Source organism: Pedobacter cryoconitis (assembly GCF_001590605.1).
GTDB lineage: Bacteria > Bacteroidota > Bacteroidia > Sphingobacteriales > Sphingobacteriaceae > Pedobacter > Pedobacter cryoconitis_A.
Map to the genome: position 1 here is coordinate 3777730 of NZ_CP014504.1, position 20645 is coordinate 3798374.

General features: G+C 40.2%; 19 protein-coding genes. 10 read left to right on the forward strand and 9 right to left on the reverse strand.

The features are described from left to right. Positions 1–9 precede the first annotated feature (9 nt). Entirely contained in the window at positions 10–660 is a 651-nt protein-coding gene (gene ribB, locus AY601_RS15590; RefSeq protein ID WP_068402712.1) for a 3,4-dihydroxy-2-butanone-4-phosphate synthase, read from the reverse strand. Positions 661–704: 44 nt separating this feature from the next. Next, positions 705–2021, reverse strand: coding sequence for a sensor histidine kinase (locus tag AY601_RS15595; protein ID WP_068402714.1), 1317 nt, complete (start codon positions 2019–2021; stop codon positions 705–707). A 251-nt stretch (positions 2022–2272) separates the two neighbouring features. Between AY601_RS15595 and AY601_RS15600 the strand changes: the two genes are divergently transcribed. The 8 genes from AY601_RS15600 (at position 2273) to AY601_RS15635 (ending at position 10546) form a co-directional block, all read left to right on the forward strand. Then, a complete protein-coding gene (locus tag AY601_RS15600) occupies positions 2273–4663 on the forward strand; it encodes a heavy metal translocating P-type ATPase (protein WP_068402716.1) in 2391 nt (796 codons plus the stop codon). Beyond that, on the forward strand, positions 4660–4854 hold the full coding sequence (gene ccoS, locus AY601_RS15605) for a cbb3-type cytochrome oxidase assembly protein CcoS (RefSeq protein WP_068402718.1): 195 nt from the start codon (positions 4660–4662) through the stop codon (positions 4852–4854). The genes AY601_RS15600 and ccoS overlap by 4 nt, the downstream gene beginning before the upstream one ends. Before the next feature lie 68 nt (positions 4855–4922). Next, the gene (ccoN, locus tag AY601_RS15610) at positions 4923–7034 is read left to right on the forward strand and encodes a cytochrome-c oxidase, cbb3-type subunit I (protein WP_068402720.1); all 2112 of its coding nucleotides are present in this window, start codon (positions 4923–4925) and stop codon (positions 7032–7034) included. Between the two features lie 8 nt (positions 7035–7042). Continuing rightward, entirely contained in the window at positions 7043–7222 is a 180-nt protein-coding gene (locus AY601_RS15615) for a hypothetical protein (RefSeq protein WP_068402726.1), read from the forward strand. Next, the gene (locus AY601_RS15620) at positions 7206–8042 is read left to right on the forward strand and encodes a cbb3-type cytochrome c oxidase N-terminal domain-containing protein (RefSeq protein ID WP_068402728.1); all 837 of its coding nucleotides are present in this window, start codon (positions 7206–7208) and stop codon (positions 8040–8042) included. The genes AY601_RS15615 and AY601_RS15620 overlap by 17 nt, the downstream gene beginning before the upstream one ends. Before the next feature lie 3 nt (positions 8043–8045). Continuing rightward, on the forward strand, positions 8046–9443 hold the full coding sequence (ccoG, locus tag AY601_RS15625; RefSeq protein WP_068402730.1) for a cytochrome c oxidase accessory protein CcoG: 1398 nt from the start codon (positions 8046–8048) through the stop codon (positions 9441–9443). 3 nt (positions 9444–9446) lie between these two features. Further along, on the forward strand, positions 9447–9872 hold the full coding sequence (locus tag AY601_RS15630; RefSeq protein ID WP_068402733.1) for a FixH family protein: 426 nt from the start codon (positions 9447–9449) through the stop codon (positions 9870–9872). Then, complete coding sequence (locus AY601_RS15635) at positions 9869–10546, forward strand: sulfite exporter TauE/SafE family protein (protein WP_068402735.1); 678 nt, start codon at positions 9869–9871, stop codon at positions 10544–10546. Before AY601_RS15630 ends, AY601_RS15635 begins: the two co-directional genes overlap by 4 nt. A 16-nt stretch (positions 10547–10562) precedes the next feature. Here AY601_RS15635 and hemN read toward each other — a convergent pair whose 3' ends face one another. From hemN to AY601_RS15660, 5 genes are all read right to left on the reverse strand, one after another. Then, a complete protein-coding gene (hemN, locus tag AY601_RS15640) occupies positions 10563–11927 on the reverse strand; it encodes an oxygen-independent coproporphyrinogen III oxidase (protein WP_068402737.1) in 1365 nt (454 codons plus the stop codon). Continuing rightward, entirely contained in the window at positions 11917–12375 is a 459-nt protein-coding gene (locus tag AY601_RS15645) for a lactate dehydrogenase (RefSeq protein ID WP_068402738.1), read from the reverse strand. The genes hemN and AY601_RS15645 overlap by 11 nt, the downstream gene beginning before the upstream one ends. Before the next feature lie 83 nt (positions 12376–12458). Continuing rightward, positions 12459–13523, reverse strand: coding sequence for a response regulator (locus tag AY601_RS15650; protein WP_068402739.1), 1065 nt, complete (start codon positions 13521–13523; stop codon positions 12459–12461). 16 nt (positions 13524–13539) lie between these two features. Then, positions 13540–14724 carry a PAS domain-containing sensor histidine kinase gene (locus tag AY601_RS15655; protein WP_068402741.1) on the reverse strand — a complete coding sequence of 395 codons (1185 nt, stop codon included), beginning with the start codon at positions 14722–14724 and terminating at the stop codon, positions 13540–13542. 44 nt (positions 14725–14768) lie between these two features. Next, entirely contained in the window at positions 14769–15095 is a 327-nt protein-coding gene (locus AY601_RS15660; RefSeq protein WP_068402742.1) for a hypothetical protein, read from the reverse strand. A gap of 165 nt (positions 15096–15260) precedes the next feature. On the opposite strand from AY601_RS15660, the gene AY601_RS15665 reads away from it, so the two are divergent. Beyond that, positions 15261–17069, forward strand: coding sequence for a hypothetical protein (locus tag AY601_RS15665; RefSeq protein WP_068402743.1), 1809 nt, complete (start codon positions 15261–15263; stop codon positions 17067–17069). A gap of 88 nt (positions 17070–17157) precedes the next feature. On the opposite strand, the gene AY601_RS15670 is transcribed toward AY601_RS15665, so the two are convergent. Then, complete coding sequence (locus tag AY601_RS15670) at positions 17158–17772, reverse strand: DUF4142 domain-containing protein (RefSeq protein ID WP_068402744.1); 615 nt, start codon at positions 17770–17772, stop codon at positions 17158–17160. A gap of 113 nt (positions 17773–17885) precedes the next feature. Between AY601_RS15670 and AY601_RS15675 the strand changes: the two genes are divergently transcribed. Then, the gene (locus AY601_RS15675; protein WP_068402746.1) at positions 17886–18737 is read left to right on the forward strand and encodes a DUF2911 domain-containing protein; all 852 of its coding nucleotides are present in this window, start codon (positions 17886–17888) and stop codon (positions 18735–18737) included. A gap of 157 nt (positions 18738–18894) precedes the next feature. Here the strand turns inward: AY601_RS15675 and AY601_RS15680 are convergent, their stop codons facing one another. Further along, positions 18895–20616, reverse strand: a complete 1722-nt coding sequence (locus AY601_RS15680; RefSeq protein WP_068402748.1) for a sodium:solute symporter — start codon at positions 20614–20616, stop codon at positions 18895–18897. Between the last annotated feature and the right edge of the window lie 29 nt (positions 20617–20645).

Sequence of the window (20645 nt, forward strand, 5' to 3'; positions counted from 1 at the left end):
CGCAAAAAATTATTTCAACAGCGATAAACGATACTGGAAAATATCTTCAATAGAAACCACAGTAGACTCATACTTATCCGCAAAAACAGAAATCTCAGCCAACCTTGCCATCGTACCATCCTCATTGGTCAGCTCACAAAGAACAGCTACAGGTCTGAACCCAGCCAGAACCACTAAATCAATGCTCCCCTCCGTATGACCACGTCTGCCGAAAACCCCATCCTCATTAGCCCTTAACGGGAAAACATGACCAGGTCTGGAAAGATCACCAGGCTTAGCCTGATCAGCAATCGCCGTTCTGATTGTCTGTAAACGATCCGCAGCAGAAACACCAGTAGTCACTCCCTCCTTAGCCTCAATAGACACTGTAAAAGGCGTATGATACTTACTTGTATTCACCTGTACCATAGGTTGTAACTCTAAAGAATCAACCTTATCGGGCTTCAAACACAAACAAATGATACCACTGCACTCCCGGATCATTAAAGCCATATCCGGCACTGTCATAGACTCTGCAGGAAAAATCAGGTCACCCTCATTCTCCCTGCTCTCATCATCAACAACCAGTACCCCTTTACCCTTTTTCAGACAGTCCAGCGCATTTTCAACTCTTTCCTTAAACCCTTTTCCGAAACGGGACAGCTCATAATGATCTTCCATATATTATATTTTTTTTGACCGTGCAAAGGTGATTAATTAAACTTTCAATTCAAATGCAAAGCAAACAAATCATTCTGAGAAGAAATCTGAAGACTTATAAAAAAAGTAGTCCCCACATTCAATGTACTCTCCACCCAGATCCTCCCCTCCTGTAACTCAATAAACTCCTTACACAAAACCAACCCCAAACCCACACCTTTCTCCTGGTTCGTTCCATAGGTGCTCTGAGAATTCAAAGAAAAGATATGATCAAAATCAACTTTATCAATTCCGATTCCCGTATCCTGTATCTTAATCCAGCACTCCTTGCCATGCACTTCAGAAGAAATTGTGAGCTGTCCGCCAGGTGGCGTAAACTTAATTGCATTATTCAGCAAATTGCGGACAATCAATTCTAACATATCATTGTCAGCAATCACGTACATATTCTGCTGCAGCTTATTGTTCAAAATCAATCCCTTTTCTTCTGCCAGGCTAGTCTGTAAAAGTAACGTCGTTTCCAGCGCCCACTCCAAATTAAGTACAAGCATTTTTACACTTGCCCCCTCCATCTGCGTTTTACTCCACGAAAGTAAATTGATTAACATCTGCCCAGTATACTTGGTTTCCTTCAGCAAACTCGAATTTATGCTTCTTTTCTCCTCCTCCTCAATTTCAACCTCCATAGAAATTTCAAGGAAACTCTGGATAGAATTCAAAGGTGACCGGAGATCATGCGCCAGAATAGAGAACAGCTTATTCTTTGACTGATTGGCAATCTCCAATTGCTCAGCGCGCTTTTCTGCCAGCAACCGCTCCCTATTATAACTTGTAATAATACTCGTCAGAATAAAATAAATGATAATTAAAGTAAAGAAGTATACATAACTAAAATCCAGGTGCCTGCTCAGATTATCCTCATAATTAACCGGTACCAGCTCAGGATAACGGTACTGAAAAAGGATAAGGCTGATCGCCACAATAATATTAACGGCCATCCACCCAAAGCGCTGATTTTTAGGAACGATACTGATCACCAAAAAGAAAAAAAGCAAATAAACTACCAGTCCGGGCCCATTAATACCTGAGTTTTTCAGAAAAAAAGCGATGAACAACAAATTACCAAGCACACAAAAAATTGTGACCGCAAGATTTAGTCTGTATTTAAACTTTGATAAATAGTAAACAAAACCAACAGAGAATACAGCTGGCACCAGCAATATTGATAAAGTGTATAAACCTATCAGATAATTAAAAATTATGCTGCAAATAAAAAGCAAACCAGTAAAAATGCAGGCAGTATGAAATATGATTGCTTCCAGCGTATGGGTATCAGGACTTCCCATAAGTTGTTGCCATAACTGCATTTTATCTTTTTTCATCAATAATAAAATTGTTTCTCGGTTGTGATGAAGCTATCATTTGCTAACGATTTTGCTCATTTCGCGATATATTCTGCTGCAAACAACAGTTCTATTCTATAATAAGACTCTGCAGTGGGCAATAGTTTTTAATTTCACGAAATAAAATATAAAGTTATGGAAATAAAAGTGACATGCGTCACTTTTTAAGGTTTCTGCTATCATTTTACAACTGAGATTATGCCCCCACTTTTGGAGGAAAGAATTTCAGCATGAAAGAAACAAACAGTATAGCCGTGGAAACACATTGTTTTCACTGTGGTGACCATCTTCCGGAAAAGCCCTATCCTGCGGACAATAAACAATTTTGCTGCCTGGGCTGTAAAGGTGTTTATCAGATTCTTTCAAAACATAACCTTTCCAGCTATTATCTCTATAATGACGTACCTGGGAGCTCCCAGAAGAAGAAAACTGTACATTTCGCTTATCTGGATGAACCCGGGATTGCTGCGGAACTGGTCGATTATACCGACGCAAAAGTAACTGTAATTACACTTTTCATCCCAGTGATCCATTGCAGTTCCTGTATCTGGTTGCTCGAACATTTGCATAAAATCAATCCCGCAATTGCACAGTCGCGCGTTGATTTTCTCAAAAAACAAGTCAGTATTACTTTCAGAAATCAACAAATATCACTCCGTGAGGTTGTAGAAAACTTAAGCGCAATCGGCTATGAACCGCTGATTAGCTTACAGGATATGATCAAAAAACAACAAACTGATCATTCCGAACGTAATCTTTTCACTAAAATCGCAGTTGCAGGATTCTGTTTTGGTAATGTAATGCTATTAAGTTTTCCAGATTATTTCGGGTTAAATAGCCTTGACCAGGACTTCAAAAACTTCTTTGGCTGGATTAATCTTGCCTTCGCCATTCCCGTACTGCTTTATAGTGCCAGAGATTATTTTATTTCTGCCTGGACAAACCTCAGAAATGGTGTCCTGAATCTTGATTTCCCACTCGCTCTGGGTATAGCAGTTATGTTTATACGCTCTGCCTATGAAATTATTACCCAAACAGGTGCAGGCTTTGTAGACACGCTGTGTTCACTTGTATTTTTTCTGCTGATCGGTAAATGGATGCAGAAACGAACCTATCATTATCTCTCCTTTGAGCGTGATTTCCGCTCGTATTTCCCTGTAGCCGTAACACAGTTAAAAGACGGCAAAGAAAAACCACTCCCTTTAAATGAGCTGAAAACCGGCGACCGTATTCTAATCCGCAGCAATGAAATTATTCCTGCCGATGCCATCTTATTAAAAGGCAATGCCAAACTTGATTTCAGCTTTGTAACCGGAGAATCTATTCCAGTAGAAAAGATTTTAGGGGAGATCGTTTACGCTGGAGGAAGACAGCTTCATGGCGCAATTGAATTGGAAGTTGTTAAGCCTGTTTCTCAAAGTTATCTAACCAAATTATGGAACAATGAGGCCTTTAATGGTCAAAAAGACCCTATAAAAACCTTTAGCGACACCGCCAGCAGGCACTTTAGTATCGTTCTGCTTGCCATAGCTCTTTCAGCTGGCCTGTACTGGATAAATACGGATATCAATAAGGCAGTGGCTGCATTTACAGCAGTACTGATTATTGCCTGCCCCTGTGCATTAGCACTAAGTTCTCCTTTTACATTGGCCGCTGTACTCAGCATTTTTGATAAAAATAAGTTTTATTTAAAAAACACTTCAGTTATAGAGGAGCTTGCCCGGATCGATACGATCGTATTTGACAAAACCGGAACGATTACCAACCCAGAAGCCAAAGGTTTTGAATTTAATGGAAAACTCGATCAATATGAGCGTCAATTGGTATTTGATCTGGCCAGGAATTCAGGACATCCCTTAAGCCGCGAACTGGTGAAATGGCTAGCAGAAACGCCATTATTCCAAGTCGGACACTATATGGAAAAAGTAGGCCGCGGAATTAGTGGCTGTGTAGACGGTCACGATATAAAACTAGGCAGTGCTGCTTACCTGGGGTTGAAAACAGAAGATGAAGGCAGCGTGGTCCATATCCTCATTGAAAAAAATTATTGTGGCTATTTCCGCTCTGCCCAGCAATGGAGAGTGGGATTTAAACCCTTGGCTTTAAAATTAAGCCAGACTGCTGACCTTCATTTATTATCAGGAGATCAGGACCATGACCGGAATGCACTGACTCCATTTTTCCCAAGAGTCCAGCAATTACATTTCCAGCAAAGCCCACAGCAAAAGCTGGATTATATTCTTCAACTGCAACAAGACGGAGCTAAAGTAATGATGTTAGGAGATGGTTTAAATGACGCGGGTGCTTTAAAACAAAGTAATTTAGGGGTGGCAGTGACAGATGATATCAATAACTTTTCACCAGGTTGTGATGCCATATTGGATGGAGTTGCTTTCCAAAAAATCCCACAGTTCATTAAACAGGCAAAAGATGCAGTAAAAGTGATCCATATGAGTTTCGTTATTTCGTTGCTCTATAATGTGGCAGGCTTGTTCTTTGCTGTACAAGGCTTACTTTCCCCACTCATGGCGGCGATACTGATGCCAATGAGTACAGTCACTATTATTTTATTCACCAGTTTAACCGCCCGGTTTTACGCCCGTAAAAACCAGTTATTATGAACATGATCTATATGCTGATTGGCTTCAGTATCCTATTGGCATTGCTATTTCTGCTCGCCTTTTTCTGGGCAAATAAATCTGGTCAGCATGATGATCTTTTTACACCGGGTGTACGGGTACTTTTTGAAGAAGAAGAACCTCAGGAAACCCGTAACGAAGAAAAAAGTGATGAAGATCATTCCGGGACATAACTCCTGTCACTCCCCAGGATAACACCAGCAGCTAATTTTACCCTCATAAACAACTACAAGTTTTTCTCATGACTGAAAAATTCCACTACGACAACAAGATCGTCAGAAACTTCGCATTAGCCACCATAGTCTGGGGCATAGTGGGAATGACGATTGGACTTCTGATTGCCATGCAGCTATTCAAGCCTGCCTTGAACATGGGTTCCCAATACACAACTTTTGGCCGGATCAGGCCATTGCATACCAATGCAGTAATTTTTGCATTTGTAGGTAATGCCATTTTCATGGGCGTTTATTACTCCCTGCAACGACTCCTTAAAGCCAGGATGTACAGCGATATTCTCAGCAAGATACATTTCTGGGGCTGGCAATTAATCATTATTGCAACGGTAATTACCCTTCCTTTAGGCTTAACCAGTTCTCATGAATACGCAGAGATGGAGTGGCCGATCGATATTGCCATTACCATTATCTGGGTAGTATTTGGTTACAACATGTTTGGTACTATTATTAAAAGACGGGAGAAACACATGTACGTGGCGATCTGGTTTTATATTGCAACTTTTGTTACCGTAGCCGTACTCCATATTGTTAACTCTATCCAGTTACCAGTCTCTGCTTTTAAAAGTTACTATGTCTATGCTGGCGTACAAGATGCACTGGTACAATGGTGGTACGGACATAATGCGGTTGCCTTTTTCCTGACTACCCCTTATCTGGGTATGATGTATTACTTTTTGCCTAAAATGGCAAACCGTCCTGTTTACTCTTATAAATTAAGTATCCTGCATTTCTGGTCACTTATTTTCATCTATATCTGGGCAGGCCCTCACCATTTATTATATACTTCTCTGCCTTCGTGGGCACAGTCTTTAGGAGTCGCTTTCTCTGTGATGCTGATCGCTCCAAGCTGGGGTGGTATGATCAACGGACTGCTGACTTTACGCGGTGCCTGGGATAAAGTAAGAGAAGATCCAAAACTAAAATTCATGGTCGTAGGTTTAACCGCCTATGGTATGGCGACTTTTGAAGGGCCTCTATTAGCCTTTAAACAAATCAATGCAATCGCCCATTATACAGATTGGATAGTTGCACACGTCCACGTTGGTGCTTTAGGCTGGAACGGATTCTTAACTTTCGCTATTTTATACTGGTTGATTCCAAGAATTTACAATACCACTTTATACTCGGTCAAATTAGCTTCTTTCCACTTCTGGATTGGTACCATGGGAATTATTTTTTATGCTGTCCCCTTATACTTTGCAGGATTTACGCAGGGGCTGATGTGGAAAGAGTTTACACCAGAAGGGTTGTTGAAATATCCTAACTTCCTGGAAACGGTACTTCAGATTATACCGATGTATGTGATGAGAGCCATTGGTGGTGCCTTATATCTGACAGGTGTGATCGTGATGACCTATAACCTGATCAAAACGATGAAAGCTGGTAAATTGGTGGCAAATGAAGCTGCAGAAGCACAGCCATTATCTCCGGTTTATGTGGCACAGGGTGATGACAAAAAATTGCACCGCATGCTGGAACGCAAACCAATGATCTTTATGGTGCTTTCGTTGATTGTGATCCTGATTGGTGGAATGATTGAGATGATGCCAACTTTCACGATTAAATCAAATATCCCTACTATATCAAGTGTAAAACCTTATACGCCATTAGAACTACAAGGCAGAGATGTTTATATCAGAGAAGGTTGTGTGAACTGTCACTCTCAGATGATCCGTCCGTTCCGTTCTGAAACTGAACGTTATGGAGAATACAGTAAGGCTGGAGAGTTCGTTTATGACCACCCATTTTTATGGGGTTCAAAACGCACAGGACCAGATTTGCAACGTGAAGGTGGAAAATATGGAAACGCATGGCATTACAATCACTTGTATGACCCGCAAACGATGTCTCCGGGTAGCATTATGCCTCCATACGAATGGCTGGCTGAACAAAAACTGGATACCACTACAACCCGCGTAAAAATTAATGCGATGCGGACTTTAGGTGTCCCATATGAAAAAGGTTATGAGCATCAGGCCAATGCTGATTTAGAAAAGCAGGCCAAAGCTATAGCTGCCGATTTACAACAGAATAACATTAAGGTAAAAAGTGATAAGGAGATCATCGCGATCATCGCTTATTTGCAACGCCTTGGAACTGATATTAAAGCCAAATAAAGCAAAACATGTTTAAGCAATTTTTAGATAAGGTTGATGGAAACCAAGGGTATCTGCTCAGCTCACTCGGCATCTTCATGCTATTTTTCTTACTGGTCGGCGTGTTATTGCTGACCATGAAAAAAGACGATATAAAATATATGAGCGAACTCCCTATAAAAGACGATCAGGATGAAAGAGGTAATTAACAGCAACTGGTCTACTGGAAGTACATCGGCTGATATTGTGATCGGTTTAATGCTCATCACTGCGGTTATGATACTTTGCGTAGCCATATTAATGCTCAAGGTGATTAAGTTTTATGTGAAGGAATCTGTCAATCCGACTCCTTTTGCAACGCCAGAAGAAAAAGAAAGAAGACGACTGGAACAGGAAGCATTACAGGTTATCAAAGATAAAAAACCTTCTATCTGGACGAAACTGATGCAACTCAAACCGCTGGAAGAAGAGAAAAACATGGTTATGGAGCATAAGTTTGACGGGATCGCCGAATTGAATAACCCTACTCCTGCCTGGTTTATGATCTTGTTTTATGGTACCATTATCTTCGCAATTGGTTATTTACTGACTTATGATGTACTGGGTTTCGGTAAATCGCAGGAAGAAGAATATATCGCAGAAATAGAGCAGGCAGCAGAGTCGAAAGTTGCTTTTCTGGCCAACCCGGCAAATGTGAAGAATGCCGTCAATGAAAACAACATGGAACAAAGCAAGGATGAGGCCGTCATTAAAAATGGTGCGTCATTGTTTGCCAACCGTTGTACGCCTTGCCATGGAGAACATGCAGAGGGTTTGGTAGGACCCAACCTGACTGATGAATATTGGTTACATGGTGGAAAAGCAAAAGATGTTTTCAAAACGATCAAGTATGGCGTTCCTGAAAAAGGAATGATTGCCTGGGAGAAATCACTCAGTGCGCAACAGATATCCGATTTAACGAATTACGTTTTGTCACTCCAGGGAACAAAACCTGCGGGAGCGAAAGCCCCACAAGGGAACAAAGAATAAGCTATGTCACAAAGTCCTGCACATTTCAGAGATCAGCCCGGTACGATTACCGATGACGGGAAAAAGAGAAAGTGGATCTATCCTAAAATTATTAAAGGAAAGGTTTACCAGTACCGCGCTGCGGTCAGTTACTTTTTCCTGGCCGTGCTGTTTTCTGCTCCGTTTCTAAAATTAAATGGAGAACAGCTGATTTTGCTGAATGTGCTGGAAAGGAAGTTTGTCTTCTTTGGAATAATTTTCTGGCCACAGGATTTTTATCTTTTTGTACTGGCTTTATTGATATTTATCATAGGTGTGGTGTTGTTTACGGTAGTTTTTGGCAGGGTCTTCTGCGGATGGGCCTGCCCACAAACTATCTTCCTGGAAATGGTTTTCCGGAAAATTGAAAACTGGATAGAAGGTGATCATTTGAAACAAAGAAAACTGGACGAAGGACCATTGAACTTTGATAAATTCTGGAAGAAAACGACTAAACATGGTGTGTTCCTGGCCATATCTTTTCTAATTGCCAATATCTTTCTTTCTTATCTGATCAGCACAGAAGTGTTGTGGAAAATAATAACCGAACCAGTCTCTGTGCATGTCTCTGGCTTTATAGCGATTTGTGTATTTACCATAGCATTTTATCTTGTGTTTTCAAAAATGAGAGAATTGGTCTGTACGGTAGCTTGTCCTTATGGGCGTTTGCAAGGAGTATTGTTAGACAATCAAAGTATCATTGTCGCTTATGATTATCAACGTGGTGAGCCCCGGGGAAGAAGGGTTAAAGAGGTGGAACAATCAACAGGAGATTGCATTGATTGTAAGTTATGTGTACAAGTTTGTCCAACGGGAATAGATATCAGGAATGGTACTCAAATGGAGTGTGTAAACTGTACCGCTTGTATTGATGCTTGTGATATGGTGATGGAGAAAATTGACCGTCCACTGCGTTTAATAGGGTTTAAATCTGAAGATGAAATTGCGGCAAAAAAACCATTTCACCTGAATAAACGGATTTATGGTTATGCCGGGGTTTTATTCATGCTGATGGCCGTGCTGGCTTATTTGCTGATCAGCCGCAGCGATGTGGAAACGACGATCCTCAGAGCAAGCGGAACATTATACCAACTTCGGGATAAAGATAAAACAGTCAGTAATCTGTACAATTCAGAGCTGATGAATAAAACGGCTCATCCCATAAAGTTTGAGATTGTACCCGATAACAAGGAAGCCAGCTTACAGTATATCCAGAAGGAGAATGTGATCAAACCAGGAGAAACTATCAAGCTTACTTTTTTTGTAATCCTTCCGCAAAAATCTATTCAGAAATATAAAACAGCTATAGGTTTTAAAATGATGTCCGGCCATAAAATTGCCGGACAGTTTAAGACCACATTTATTGCACCTGCTAACGATTAAATTATGAATTGGGGAATAAAAGTACTGCTCGGTATGGGCACATTCATGAGTTTCATTATCGTACTGGTTGTCATTATGTTTAATAGTAAAACTGATGCACTGGTAGACAATGATTATTATGAAAAGGGGATCAACTACGATAAAGTCTATAACCTGAAAGAACAGGTGAATATTGACCAGGCAAAACCAGAAATAGTGTTGAGTAAAGAAACAATCAGTCTTGTTTTTAAGGAACAGGCCAAAGGAAATTTGCGCCTGATGCGTACTTCGGATAAAAGATTGGACAGGACGATGCCTTTTGAGACGAATCAGGACAGACAGGTATTAATTCCTGCACAACATTTACCAAAAGGATCCTGGCGGTTAATTGCAGAATGGGAAAGCCAGTCTAAAAAGTATCTCATCGAACAGGAAATTAATCTCAAATGAGTGATCAGTATTTAGCCTTTCTAATAGGTTTGATGGGCAGTGTGCATTGTTTGGGCATGTGCGGTCCACTAGCTTTTGCTGTCCCCACCTTAAAAAAAGGATGGGGATTCCTGGTGCTGGATAAATTGAGCTATCAGGGCGGCAGAATTATCTCTTATTGTATTTTAGGAGCTATTATTGGCTTGATCGGACGACAAATCTGGTTAGCTGGTGCACAACAGTATATCAGCATTTTAAGCGGTATCCTGATCTTGATCGTCGCAGCTTCAAGGCTGTTTAATTTCTCTGCCGGCCGGATGAATGCGAAGTTATTGCAACCTTTTAACCAGTTATTTGGCTACGCATTAAAGCATAAAGCAAATCATCTGATTATTGGGATTGTAAATGGTTTTCTGCCTTGTGGTTTAGTCTACCTGGCTTTGACCGGGGCATTGAATACCGGAGCGGTAAATACAGCTATTGAATATATGTTCTGGTATGGAATGGGGACAGTTCCTTTGATGTTTATCGCCGGAATAAGTGCTGGTTTTACTTCTGCGATTTTCAGAAGAAAGCTGAATCAAATGATTCCTTATTTGATGGTAATGCTGGGGATCTGGTTTATCCTTCGGGGAATGGAATTAAATATTCCATATTTGAGCCCGGCCGGAGCCGGAACTGCGCTATGTAACTGATCCGGATTTGATAACCTTATCCAGCCATACTAAATAATTGAGTTTGCGGTTGGTTGGCGTAAAGTCTGGAATCAAGCGCCATACAGATATTTCTTAAGAACCTTTTACCCAATACGGTTACCTTTAATTCTGTGCCTTTGATCATCACCAGGCCATCATCTGCAATTAACATCATCCTTTCCAGGCCTTTGCTGAAACCTTCACTTTGTTGTTCAGGTTTAGCCCATGAGGTCTCTCCTTTACACATCAGGTTTAAGATATGCCTTCTGATTACCAAATCTTCCTGATCCAGGATATGGCCTTTAAAAACAGGTATTTTCCCTTCGTTAACCAAGCTCATATAATCTTCTACCTTTTTCACATTCTGCGCAAAAGCAGTCCAGCTATCACTGATAGAAGAGACGCCTAATCCGATCATCAGTTTACTATACTGATGAGTGTAACCCATAAAATTACGGTGTAACTTACCTTCTTTTTCAGCTTGATACAGGCTATCGGTCGCAAGGGTAAAGTGATCCATTCCGATCTCCACATATCCTCCTGCTTTTAGCATTTCGCGCCCCAATTCATATAATTCCTGCTTTAATGCAGGCGAAGGAAGATCCAATTCTGTATACCTGCGTTGTCCCGGTCTCACCCAGGGTACATGTGCATAACTATAAAAGGCTATCCTGTCTGGACGCAAGGTTAATACTGAAGAAATAGTATCAGATAAGCCATCAATATTCTGCAAAGGAAGGCCATAAATCAAATCGTAGTTGATAGAATGGTAACCTGCTGCTCTGGCTTGCTGCGTAACTAAAGAGACCTCTGCAACGCTTTGTATCCTGTTAATAGCGAGCTGTACTTTAGGATCAAAATCCTGGATACCTAAGCTCAGACGTCCAAAACCTAATTGATACAGTGTATCTAAATGCGCCTGGGTTGTGTTGCCTGGGTGCGCTTCAAAGCTAAACTCTGCATCTTCATGGATAACCGCCATACTCAGAATTCCATCTATCAGTAGCTTCAGGTTTTCGGGACTGAAAAATGTTGGTGTACCCCCTCCCAAATGCAGCTCTCTGATCACAGGTTTACTATCGAATAGTTTCTGGTATAATTTCCATTCCTTTAAGACGGTTTCAATATAAGGATGTTCCACCTTGTGATTTCTTGTAATACGTGTATTACAACCACAATAAGTACAAAGACTTTCGCAAAAAGGAAGGTGGATATATACGCTGATCCCCTCCTGCTGATTGCTGTGTGTGAATGACTTGCGTACTGCATAAGCCCATTTCTCCTGATCAAACCCTTCGGTATCCCAGTAAGGGACTGTGGGATAACTGGTGTAACGGGGTGCAGCAACATGGTATTTTGCAATCAATGTTTTAATGCTCATGGTCAGGTGTTTTAGGATGAATCTGATCACAAGCTTTTGAACAAACACAAGCGGAACCTAAACAACGGTTCTGTTGCCATTTATCAAGGTTTAAGATCGTCTCTCTGGCTAAAGCAAGGGACAGTTCATCAGTGGTATCTGCCATTAAAGAAACCGCCGGAACGTTTGCAATTTTAATATTGCGGAGTGCTGCAGTTTCCTGATGGATATGTTGGGTAGAAGTAGACCGGGTTGCGATATACTTCACGCCCAGGTCTGCCAGGCTATTGATCACAGCTTCAGAAACTACATCGTCTGTAAAGACAATAACAGCTTCTTTTCCTGCCGCATAGCTCACTGTATCCGGACTTAAAGAATTGGATATTAATGTAATATCGTGTTTTTTGTGATTGGCTATCGCCAGTGGCTCTTTTTCAAAAGATTTTATACTATAGGCTACTACTCTCATTCGGATCGATTTGTTAATAAGCAAAATTAACCCGAAAACACGTGGAAGAGAATGAGGCTGGTCAGCCATAAATATGATCTGGATCAGTTTTTCATTTGCTGAAGTTTAGTCTGATCGAGGATTCCGATAAGACTACCTTTTCTTTCTATAATGCCTTCATCTTTGAAATCGCTTAAAATCCGGCTAACCGTTTCCGTAGCCATTCCGGCCATTGCCGCGAGGTTATCTCTGGAGATCTTAAGGCTGATCTGTGCTTCCTGTTTTTCAAGTTTACAAAGGCGCAATAATACCTCTGCCATTCTTTTACGGACAGAATGATAAGCTAACTGCAGCAGTTGTTCTTCTTTCTCCAGCAGATTATTGGAAAGAATATGAATAAATTGTCTCGCCACATCGGGGTAACGGTTCAGTAATTCTTCGAGCATCTCTTTTGGAAGCTGGCATATTGTTGTATCTTCCAAAGCCTCTGCAGTTTCGGCATAAGGCTCATTTAAAAGTAAGGCAGGGATACCGAAATATTCATCAGCTCCATACATTCCTGTCAAAAGCTCTCTTCCGTCTTCAGTAAGTTTAATGGTTTTAACCTTTCCACTCAAAACCAGGTAGATTCCTGAAACACTATCTCCTTCATAGTAAATGATCTGTTTCTTTTTAATGGTCCGGACTTTACGGTCCTGCATAAGTTTGTCAAGCTCTTTCACGCCATGGCTGGAAGAAACCAGCGTATTTAATTTATCAATTGACTTGCTATAGAAAAGTTCTTGTTTTTCTCTCTTGCTGAACCTGCTTTCTATCGCATTCAGCAGTTCAACATCGTCGAAAGGTTTCACCAGATAATCATCTGCGCCCATTTCCATTCCTTTACGCATATCCATTCTTTCGGCTTTTGCAGTTAAGAAGATAAAGGGGGTGGCAGCAGTTTCCGGGCTTTTATTCAAGAGATAAAGTACACCGTAACCGTCCAGTTCAGGCATCATAATGTCGCAAAGAATCAAATCTGGTAAATGACTATGTGCCATTTCCACACCTGTTTTGCCATTGTCTGCCTGGAAAACCTCGTAATCGGCCAGTTCTAGTATTTCCGCTGTGCTTTCTCTGATATCATCATTGTCTTCAATAATTAATATCCTTTGTTTCTTATTTTCCATCCTGCTTGAATTCTGCCTATTTATTGAAAGATAGGGTGAATTTAGTTCCTTCGTTAATTTTACTTTCAAATTGTACCTCACCATTCATTAAACCTACATACCGGAGTACAATATTAAGGCCTAAGCCTGTACCTGGAATATTTCCTGTGTTATGCGCTCTGAAGAAAGGCTGGAATAAGTGTCTTTGATCGGTATCGGGAATACCAATACCGTTATCTTTCAGGGTAACCAGGCACTGATGTTCATTGATTTCAGTATTAAACTCAATAAAAGTATTTTCCCCCGAGTATTTGATTGCATTATTGATCAGGTTGATCATGCAATTTTTCAGCAGGTTCTGATCGAGTAAAACCATACTTTCGAGCCCGGTATGCTGATAAATAATGTTCTGATCCTGCTTGGCGATCATCTGCATTTCTTCGGTAATTTCTTCTGCTAATTTAACCAGATCAAAAGGCTGAAATGCAGGTTCTACCCTTCCCGCTTCCAGTCTTTCCAAAGACAGGAAATCGTTAAGGATTGTAGTCAGGTTACCGACCGCATTTTTTATTTTATGTACGTGTTTCTCAATATTTGCATTCTGAAATGGCTGCGCGTATTTTTCAATAAGAGAAGCAGAAAGTTGTACCGAGCTCAATGGGGTCCGGAATTCATGGGATGCCATAGAGACAAACCTGCTTTTCATCTGGTTCAGCTCTTTTTCTTTTTCAAGCGACAAACTGACCTCTTCTTTGGCTTCTCTTAATGCAGTTACTGTTTTTTTCAATGATTTAGTCCGCTCCTCTACCAGGTTTTCCAATTCAGCAGCATAGTCCTGCAGGCGTTCTTCTGCTTCTTTTTCTTTGGAAAGATCATGAATGAATCCAGTATATATTTTACGGCTTTCATATTGTACTTCGCTCACGGCAAGCCTGAAAGGAAAAGTAGTACCATCTTTCCGCAATCCTTTAACCTCTCTCCCTTTACCAATAATATGTTTTTCACCAGTATCATGGTACTTGGCCAGATAGCCATCATGCCTGCCTTTGTCCGGTTCAGGCATGAGTTTAGAGATATTTTGTCCGATTACATCCTCAATGGTATATCCGAAAAGTTTAAGCGCTGCAGGGTTAAGGCTTTCTATTTTCCCTCTCTCATCAATGGTAATAATCCCATCAATAGCTGTTTCAATAATTGCCTCTAATAACCTTGCTTTTTCCATAATCGATTTTTACAAATATAGAAAATCTATTAACAGGCCAGTATTTATAGACCTGCAACCGTAATTAAAAGGATCGCTGCATGGATCAATAAGCTCAGGTAAAATACACCTATAGTCACCCTGGTACTTGCGCTACTCATATTTGCCACAATATTAGCAAAGAAGATCAGCATGCTCACTGCTAAACATGGGATCACATAGCCACCTAAAGAATAGACCAGCACAAAAGTTAACGGAACAAGGATTGTAGCGTGTAAAACGATAGAGACTAAAAACCAGCCTAAGTGATTAGGTTTCTGACTATCAGCAAAATTTAAGTATTTAGACCATAGACTGATGGATGGAGCGGTGTTTAAGGTTAAAGTTGCCATAATATGTTGTTTTTGTTACCACAAATATCTGCTCATCTACTGGCCCTATCTATGACTTTTGTCATGCCGGGTGCCTGTATAAATCATAAAAAATAATGATCCATGTCATATTTTATCCCCGGATTTCTCCGCTATTTTGCCGTCCTACAGATAAAATAGAATTGCATGAACCACACTTTTCATATACCCGTTTTGGGATTAGGTTACTCCATTGATACTCCTTTAAAAGTAGCTAAATATGGTATTTCTTCAGTCCTTTCAATCGTTGATGATGAATTGACAGAGCGAATGAGAAAATTTCATTCCGAAGCAAATAAGCTTGATTACGTTTTGATCAAAAAAGAAGAACAGGACGGGCGTGCAAGACGGGTTACAGCCTATCTTGACTTGATTGGCAAATTGGTTGATCAGCAATTTGAAGCGCTAAGAGCTGAACCTTTTGACGAAGGCGCAACTATACATACTTATTTTGAACTTCTTCCGGAAAACTCTGTTTTGAAAGGTGAATACCTGGAAATGCTTCAGTTGGAAGAAGGTCCTGTAAAAGCAAGTTTACAAGACAACTTGCGTCAGCAAATGAAAGCCGGAAATATTGATGTTAACATTATGTCGAAGGTAGACAAAGCCAATTATACAGTTAACCAGGAAAGCCTGGGTAATGATTATACAGATGCACTGGCAGCGATGCGTGGTTTTGGGAACAGTAGTTTATCTTCTGCTGTGGTGATTTCTGCAGGATTAAATCCAAGGTTATATACTTATATGGAGAACTGTACAGATTTTTACCCCGATGCAAACGGCAAGGCTAAAAAGAAGATCATCCTGAAAGTTAGTGATTTCAGATCTGCATTGATACAAGCGAAAATGCTGGCCAAAAAAGGATTATGGGTAACAGAATTCAGAGTAGAATCTGGTCTGAATTGCGGAGGCCATGCTTTTGCGACCGAAGGTTTATTGCTCGGGCCAATATTACAAGAATTTAAACAAAAACGGAACGAGCTGCGCGAAGAGTTATCGGGCATTTATCAGGCTGCATTATTGACTAAAGGAATTTCACTCGTGGAAACTCCAGCTCTAAAATTTACTGCTCAGGGTGGCATTGGTACAGCCGGAGAAAACGAATTCCTGCTTAATTATTATCAGTTGGATGCGACAGGATGGGGAAGTCCGTTTCTGCTGGTTCCGGAAGCGACTAATGTGGATGCACAGACTTTGGAAGCTTTAGCCAATGCAGCGCAGGACGATTTTTATGTTAGCAATTCTTCGCCTCTGGGGGTATTATTCAATAATTTCAAAAATAGTACAATTGAAGAGCAGCGTTTACAACGGATAGAAAAAGGAAGACCAGGCAGTCCTTGTACTAAAAAGTTCCTTTCTACGAATACGGAATTTACGGAATTGCCTATCTGTACTGCTTCCAGAGAATATCAGCGACTAAAGATTAAACAGTTAGAAGCGACAGAACCAGATCCTGCACTTTTTGCTGAGAAATTTGAAGCGATTACAGAAAAAATATGTTTATGTGAAGGATTATGTGCTTCTTCTTACCTGAAAAATGACCTGTTAAAACCAAGGGAAAATAAAGCAGTAAGTATTTGTCCAGGCCCTAATCTTGCTTATTTTTCTAAACAATACACGCTGAAAGAAATGATTGGTCATATTTATGGCAGGGAGACCATTACATTTAAATTTAACCGTCCGAATTTATTTATCAATGAATTGCATTTATACGTTGATTATCTCAAAAAAGACCTCACCGCGCAATTGCATGACCTGAATGCAAAAAAGACTAAATATTTCGAGAAGTTCAGAGCCGAACTATTTAAAGGGATTGACTACTACAGAGAGCTGATTCCAGAATTAAAGCTTCAGACAGATATAGCCACGCAAGAATTGCATCAGCAGTTACAGAAGGCAGAAGAAAAGTTAAAATTAATTACACAGGTACTTGACCCTGTCAGCGTTCAGGGATAAGAAGAAAGGGGCATTTTGTATTCAACAAAAATGCCCCTTTAATTTTGACTGTCTTCATCCTGAGAATGCAAAGATTTAAACAGGAGAATTATTTCAGCTTTGCCTGAATAGCTTTTGCTTTTTCATAATGGCCGGTAATAATTGGCAGCATCTTTTTAGCAAACTCACTTACTTCTTTCGAAGTGGAAGCCGCAGCACCTTTAAATAAGGTAATGGTTTTATCATGATCGGTTACCATCATATCAATATAGTGATGATCAAAGGCTGTACCTGTCATGGTTTTCATCATATCCATATGTGCTTTATCTTCTGCTGGAAATGCCGACGGCAAAATAATTTTCGCTTTTTCTGCTATAGTTTTAAGTTCTGCATTTGCTGTAGAGTGGTCTTTAACCATTTCTTCTGCAAAAGCTTTTACTTCCGGATTAGTTGATTTTTGGGCAATCTTGCCTAAATCAACTTCCATCATTCCACCAAGAGCAGCTTTTTCCATAAAGGTTGCTACATCTCCGTCAACTTTAGATTGATTGGTTGGATCGGAAGGTGTGGTGCCACTCTGATTTGAACCCATTTTCGAGCTGTCTGATTTACTGGAATCCATGGTGGTAGAATCTCCTTTAGTGCCACGGTTTTCCGGACTTGTACAAGCCTGAATAGAACAGGCACCTATAACTAACAAGCCAAATAAACTTAATTGCTTCATAATCGTATTATTAAAATAAGTTTTGTTTACCCCAAATAACAGTTATAACTGGAAAAGGTTTCTATTATAAATCAAAACATAACTGTAATTTCGCATAAACAAAACTTATTCTAATGAACACAATACTCAAAACAACATTTTTGGTTGCATTGGCTTTCAGCTTAAATGCAGACCTGAAAGCACAAGGAATCAGTATTCCTCAACCAAGTTCTGGTCAGACTATAATACAGGATTTCGGACTTGGAAAAATAACAGTTAAATACTCCCGTCCAAATACTAAAGGACGTAAAGTATTCGGAGAACTTGAACCTTATGGATCAGTTTGGCGTACTGGTGCAAATGGTGCAACAACAATTACTTTCACAGATAACGTGACTTTAGAAGGTCAGGCAGTTCCTGCGGGTGATTATGCCTTATTTACTATTCCAGGTAAAACTGAATGGACAGTAATTCTAAACAAAAACACCAAACAATGGGGTGCTTATGACTATAAAGAATCAGAAGATTTTTTGAGGTTCAAAGTTAAACCAGGTACTGCAAAAGATAAAGCTGAAACATTTACGATTGGGTTTACTGATGTATTACCAACCAAAGCTGTGATGCAATTAACCTGGGAAAATGTTGTAGTACCCATCAATATGACGACAAGTATTGATGCCAAAGTAATGGCAAGTATTGACGAAGCGATGAAAGGTGATAAGAAACCATACTTCCAGTCAGCTATTTACTATCTGGAAAATGGAAAAGACCTGAACAAAGCAATGGAATGGATGAATGCAGCGGATACAGCTGATGGTGGGAAAAGCCCATGGGTAAAACTTTGGAAAGGCCGTGTTCAGCTTAAAATGGGCAATAAGAAAGGTGCAGCGGAAAGCGCAGCAGCTGGTATTAAAATAGCTACCGAAATTAAAAACCCTGAATACATACGTTTAAACACTGCTTTATTGGCTGACGCTAAGAAATAGTCTTAAAAAAAAATCCTTTAAAAAGGGTGTCTTAATTTGAATTAAGATACCCTTTTTTGTTTATTCACTCTTATAGGCTTTACCTTAACGATAATGAGAAAACTTAGTAATCCCCGTTATTTTAATTCAGGCTAAAAGATCTGGTACAGCAAAGGTCTTATATTTCAGGCAGAACTTCCGCTTCGCTGGTTTCCCCTTTTTTCCTGATGACCAGTTGAAACAACAAAGAGAGCAATACCACCAGCAAACAGCCAATTACGTTCAGCCATAAATAAGCGACTACTTTTTGATAGCCACAAATACAAACCACAACTTCAGTTGCAATGGCAGCGTAAAATACGGCTCTGCCGTTGACATGTTTTAAATAAAAAGCTACTAAGAATACCCCTAGAATAGTTCCATAGATATAAGACCCCAGGATATTGACCGCTTCAATCAGGTTTCCTATTTTACTGGCATATAAAGCCATTGCGATACAAACCAATCCCCATATAACCGTTGACCATCTTGATGCTTTCAAGTAATTTTCTTCAGTCGCATTCTTATTGATTAATCTTTTATAAATATCAATTACACTAGTAGAAGCCAGTGAATTCAGCGCGCTTGCAGTAGAACCCATAGAAGCCAGGAATATAATTGCAATGAGCAGCCCTATCAGCCCCTTAGGCAGATATTTGGTCACAAAGCTTAGAAAGATGTAATTGTTATCATTGACATCAGCACCGGGATCATTTTGCAGCATCAGGTCAGTGACCTGCTTACGCACAACCTTGGTTTGTTCATCAGCTTTCTTCAATGCAATCCTTTGCTGATCAATCACAGGTTTATTCTGCTGATCTAAAGCAGCATCCAGTTTATTAACCTCCGTTTGTTTCTCTTCAAAGGCTTTCTCATAATCCTTTTTCAACTGATTCAACTGTGGATTATATTTACTTTTCTCCAGTTTATTCAGTTCAAAACTATTAAAGAATACTGGCGGTTTATTATACTGGTAAAAAGTAAAAACCAATACCCCGATCAAAAGAATCAGAAACTGCATGGGTATTTTCACCAGCCCATTCATGAGTAACCCCAGCCGGCTTTCACTTACAGATGCACCAGTTAAATACCGGCCCACCTGGCTCTGATCCGTTCCAAAGTAAGATAACTGAAGGAAAAAACCGCCTATTAATCCACTCCAGACCGTATAGGGATTATTCCAGTCAAACTTAAAATCAATTGCATTGGTCCTGCCCATCTTTCCGGCGATACTGATGGCCTTACCAAATCCGATTTCTCCTGGAAGTAAATGCACAACCATGATCCCTGCAGCAAATAAGCCGCAGAAGATAATACTCATTTGCAGCATTTGTGTATAGGAAACAGCTTTGGTTCCTCCGTAAACTGTGTAGGCAACTACAATACCACCAATAACTAAAGTAGTATAAGTGGTATTGATATCCAGAATAGTAGACAGGATAATAGAAGGGGCATAAATGGTGATCCCTGTGGACAAGCCTCTTTGTATTAAAAACAAAAAAGCAGTCAATGCACGGGTCTTCAAGTCAAATCGCTGTTCCAGATATTCGTAAGCTGTATAAACTTTTAACCGGTGAAATATAGGAACAAAGGTTACACAAAGCACAATCATGGCCAGTGGCAAACCAAAGTAAAACTGCACAAAGCTCATCCCTGAAGAATAGGCCAGCCCCGGAGCAGATAAAAAAGTAATCGCACTGGCCTGGGTAGCCATCACCGATAAACATACGCTATACCATGGTAAAGACCGGTTCCCCAATAAATATCCATCAATGTCTTTTGCACCCCTGCTTTTGTAAACGCCATAAGCGACAATTGCAATCAGTGTACAGCATAAAACTGCCCAGTCAATATAACTCATTCAAAATATCGGGTAAATAGGTAAAAGCA

Excerpts from the sequence above, each read along its gene's own strand:
- AY601_RS15660 (WP_068402742.1), bottom strand. The coding sequence starts at position 15,095 with ATGGCAACTTTAACCTTAAACACCGCTCCATCCATCAGTCTATGGTCT.
- ccoN (WP_068402720.1), top strand. The coding sequence starts at position 4,923 with ATGACTGAAAAATTCCACTACGACAACAAGATCGTCAGAAACTTCGCA.
- ccoG (WP_068402730.1), top strand. The coding sequence starts at position 8,046 with ATGTCACAAAGTCCTGCACATTTCAGAGATCAGCCCGGTACGATTACC.
- AY601_RS15670 (WP_068402744.1), bottom strand. The coding sequence starts at position 17,772 with ATGAAGCAATTAAGTTTATTTGGCTTGTTAGTTATAGGTGCCTGTTCT.
- AY601_RS15645 (WP_068402738.1), bottom strand. The coding sequence starts at position 12,375 with ATGAGAGTAGTAGCCTATAGTATAAAATCTTTTGAAAAAGAGCCACTG.
- ccoS (WP_068402718.1), top strand. The coding sequence starts at position 4,660 with ATGAACATGATCTATATGCTGATTGGCTTCAGTATCCTATTGGCATTG.
- AY601_RS15655 (WP_068402741.1), bottom strand. The coding sequence starts at position 14,724 with ATGGAAAAAGCAAGGTTATTAGAGGCAATTATTGAAACAGCTATTGAT.
- AY601_RS15600 (WP_068402716.1), top strand. The coding sequence starts at position 2,273 with ATGAAAGAAACAAACAGTATAGCCGTGGAAACACATTGTTTTCACTGT.
- AY601_RS15615 (WP_068402726.1), top strand. The coding sequence starts at position 7,043 with ATGTTTAAGCAATTTTTAGATAAGGTTGATGGAAACCAAGGGTATCTG.
- AY601_RS15635 (WP_068402735.1), top strand. The coding sequence starts at position 9,869 with ATGAGTGATCAGTATTTAGCCTTTCTAATAGGTTTGATGGGCAGTGTG.
- ribB (WP_068402712.1), bottom strand. The coding sequence starts at position 660 with ATGGAAGATCATTATGAGCTGTCCCGTTTCGGAAAAGGGTTTAAGGAA.
- AY601_RS15680 (WP_068402748.1), bottom strand. The coding sequence starts at position 20,616 with ATGAGTTATATTGACTGGGCAGTTTTATGCTGTACACTGATTGCAATT.
- hemN (WP_068402737.1), bottom strand. The coding sequence starts at position 11,927 with ATGAGCATTAAAACATTGATTGCAAAATACCATGTTGCTGCACCCCGT.
- AY601_RS15630 (WP_068402733.1), top strand. The coding sequence starts at position 9,447 with ATGAATTGGGGAATAAAAGTACTGCTCGGTATGGGCACATTCATGAGT.
- AY601_RS15620 (WP_068402728.1), top strand. The coding sequence starts at position 7,206 with ATGAAAGAGGTAATTAACAGCAACTGGTCTACTGGAAGTACATCGGCT.
- AY601_RS15675 (WP_068402746.1), top strand. The coding sequence starts at position 17,886 with ATGAACACAATACTCAAAACAACATTTTTGGTTGCATTGGCTTTCAGC.
- AY601_RS15595 (WP_068402714.1), bottom strand. The coding sequence starts at position 2,021 with ATGAAAAAAGATAAAATGCAGTTATGGCAACAACTTATGGGAAGTCCT.
- AY601_RS15665 (WP_068402743.1), top strand. The coding sequence starts at position 15,261 with ATGAACCACACTTTTCATATACCCGTTTTGGGATTAGGTTACTCCATT.
- AY601_RS15650 (WP_068402739.1), bottom strand. The coding sequence starts at position 13,523 with ATGGAAAATAAGAAACAAAGGATATTAATTATTGAAGACAATGATGAT.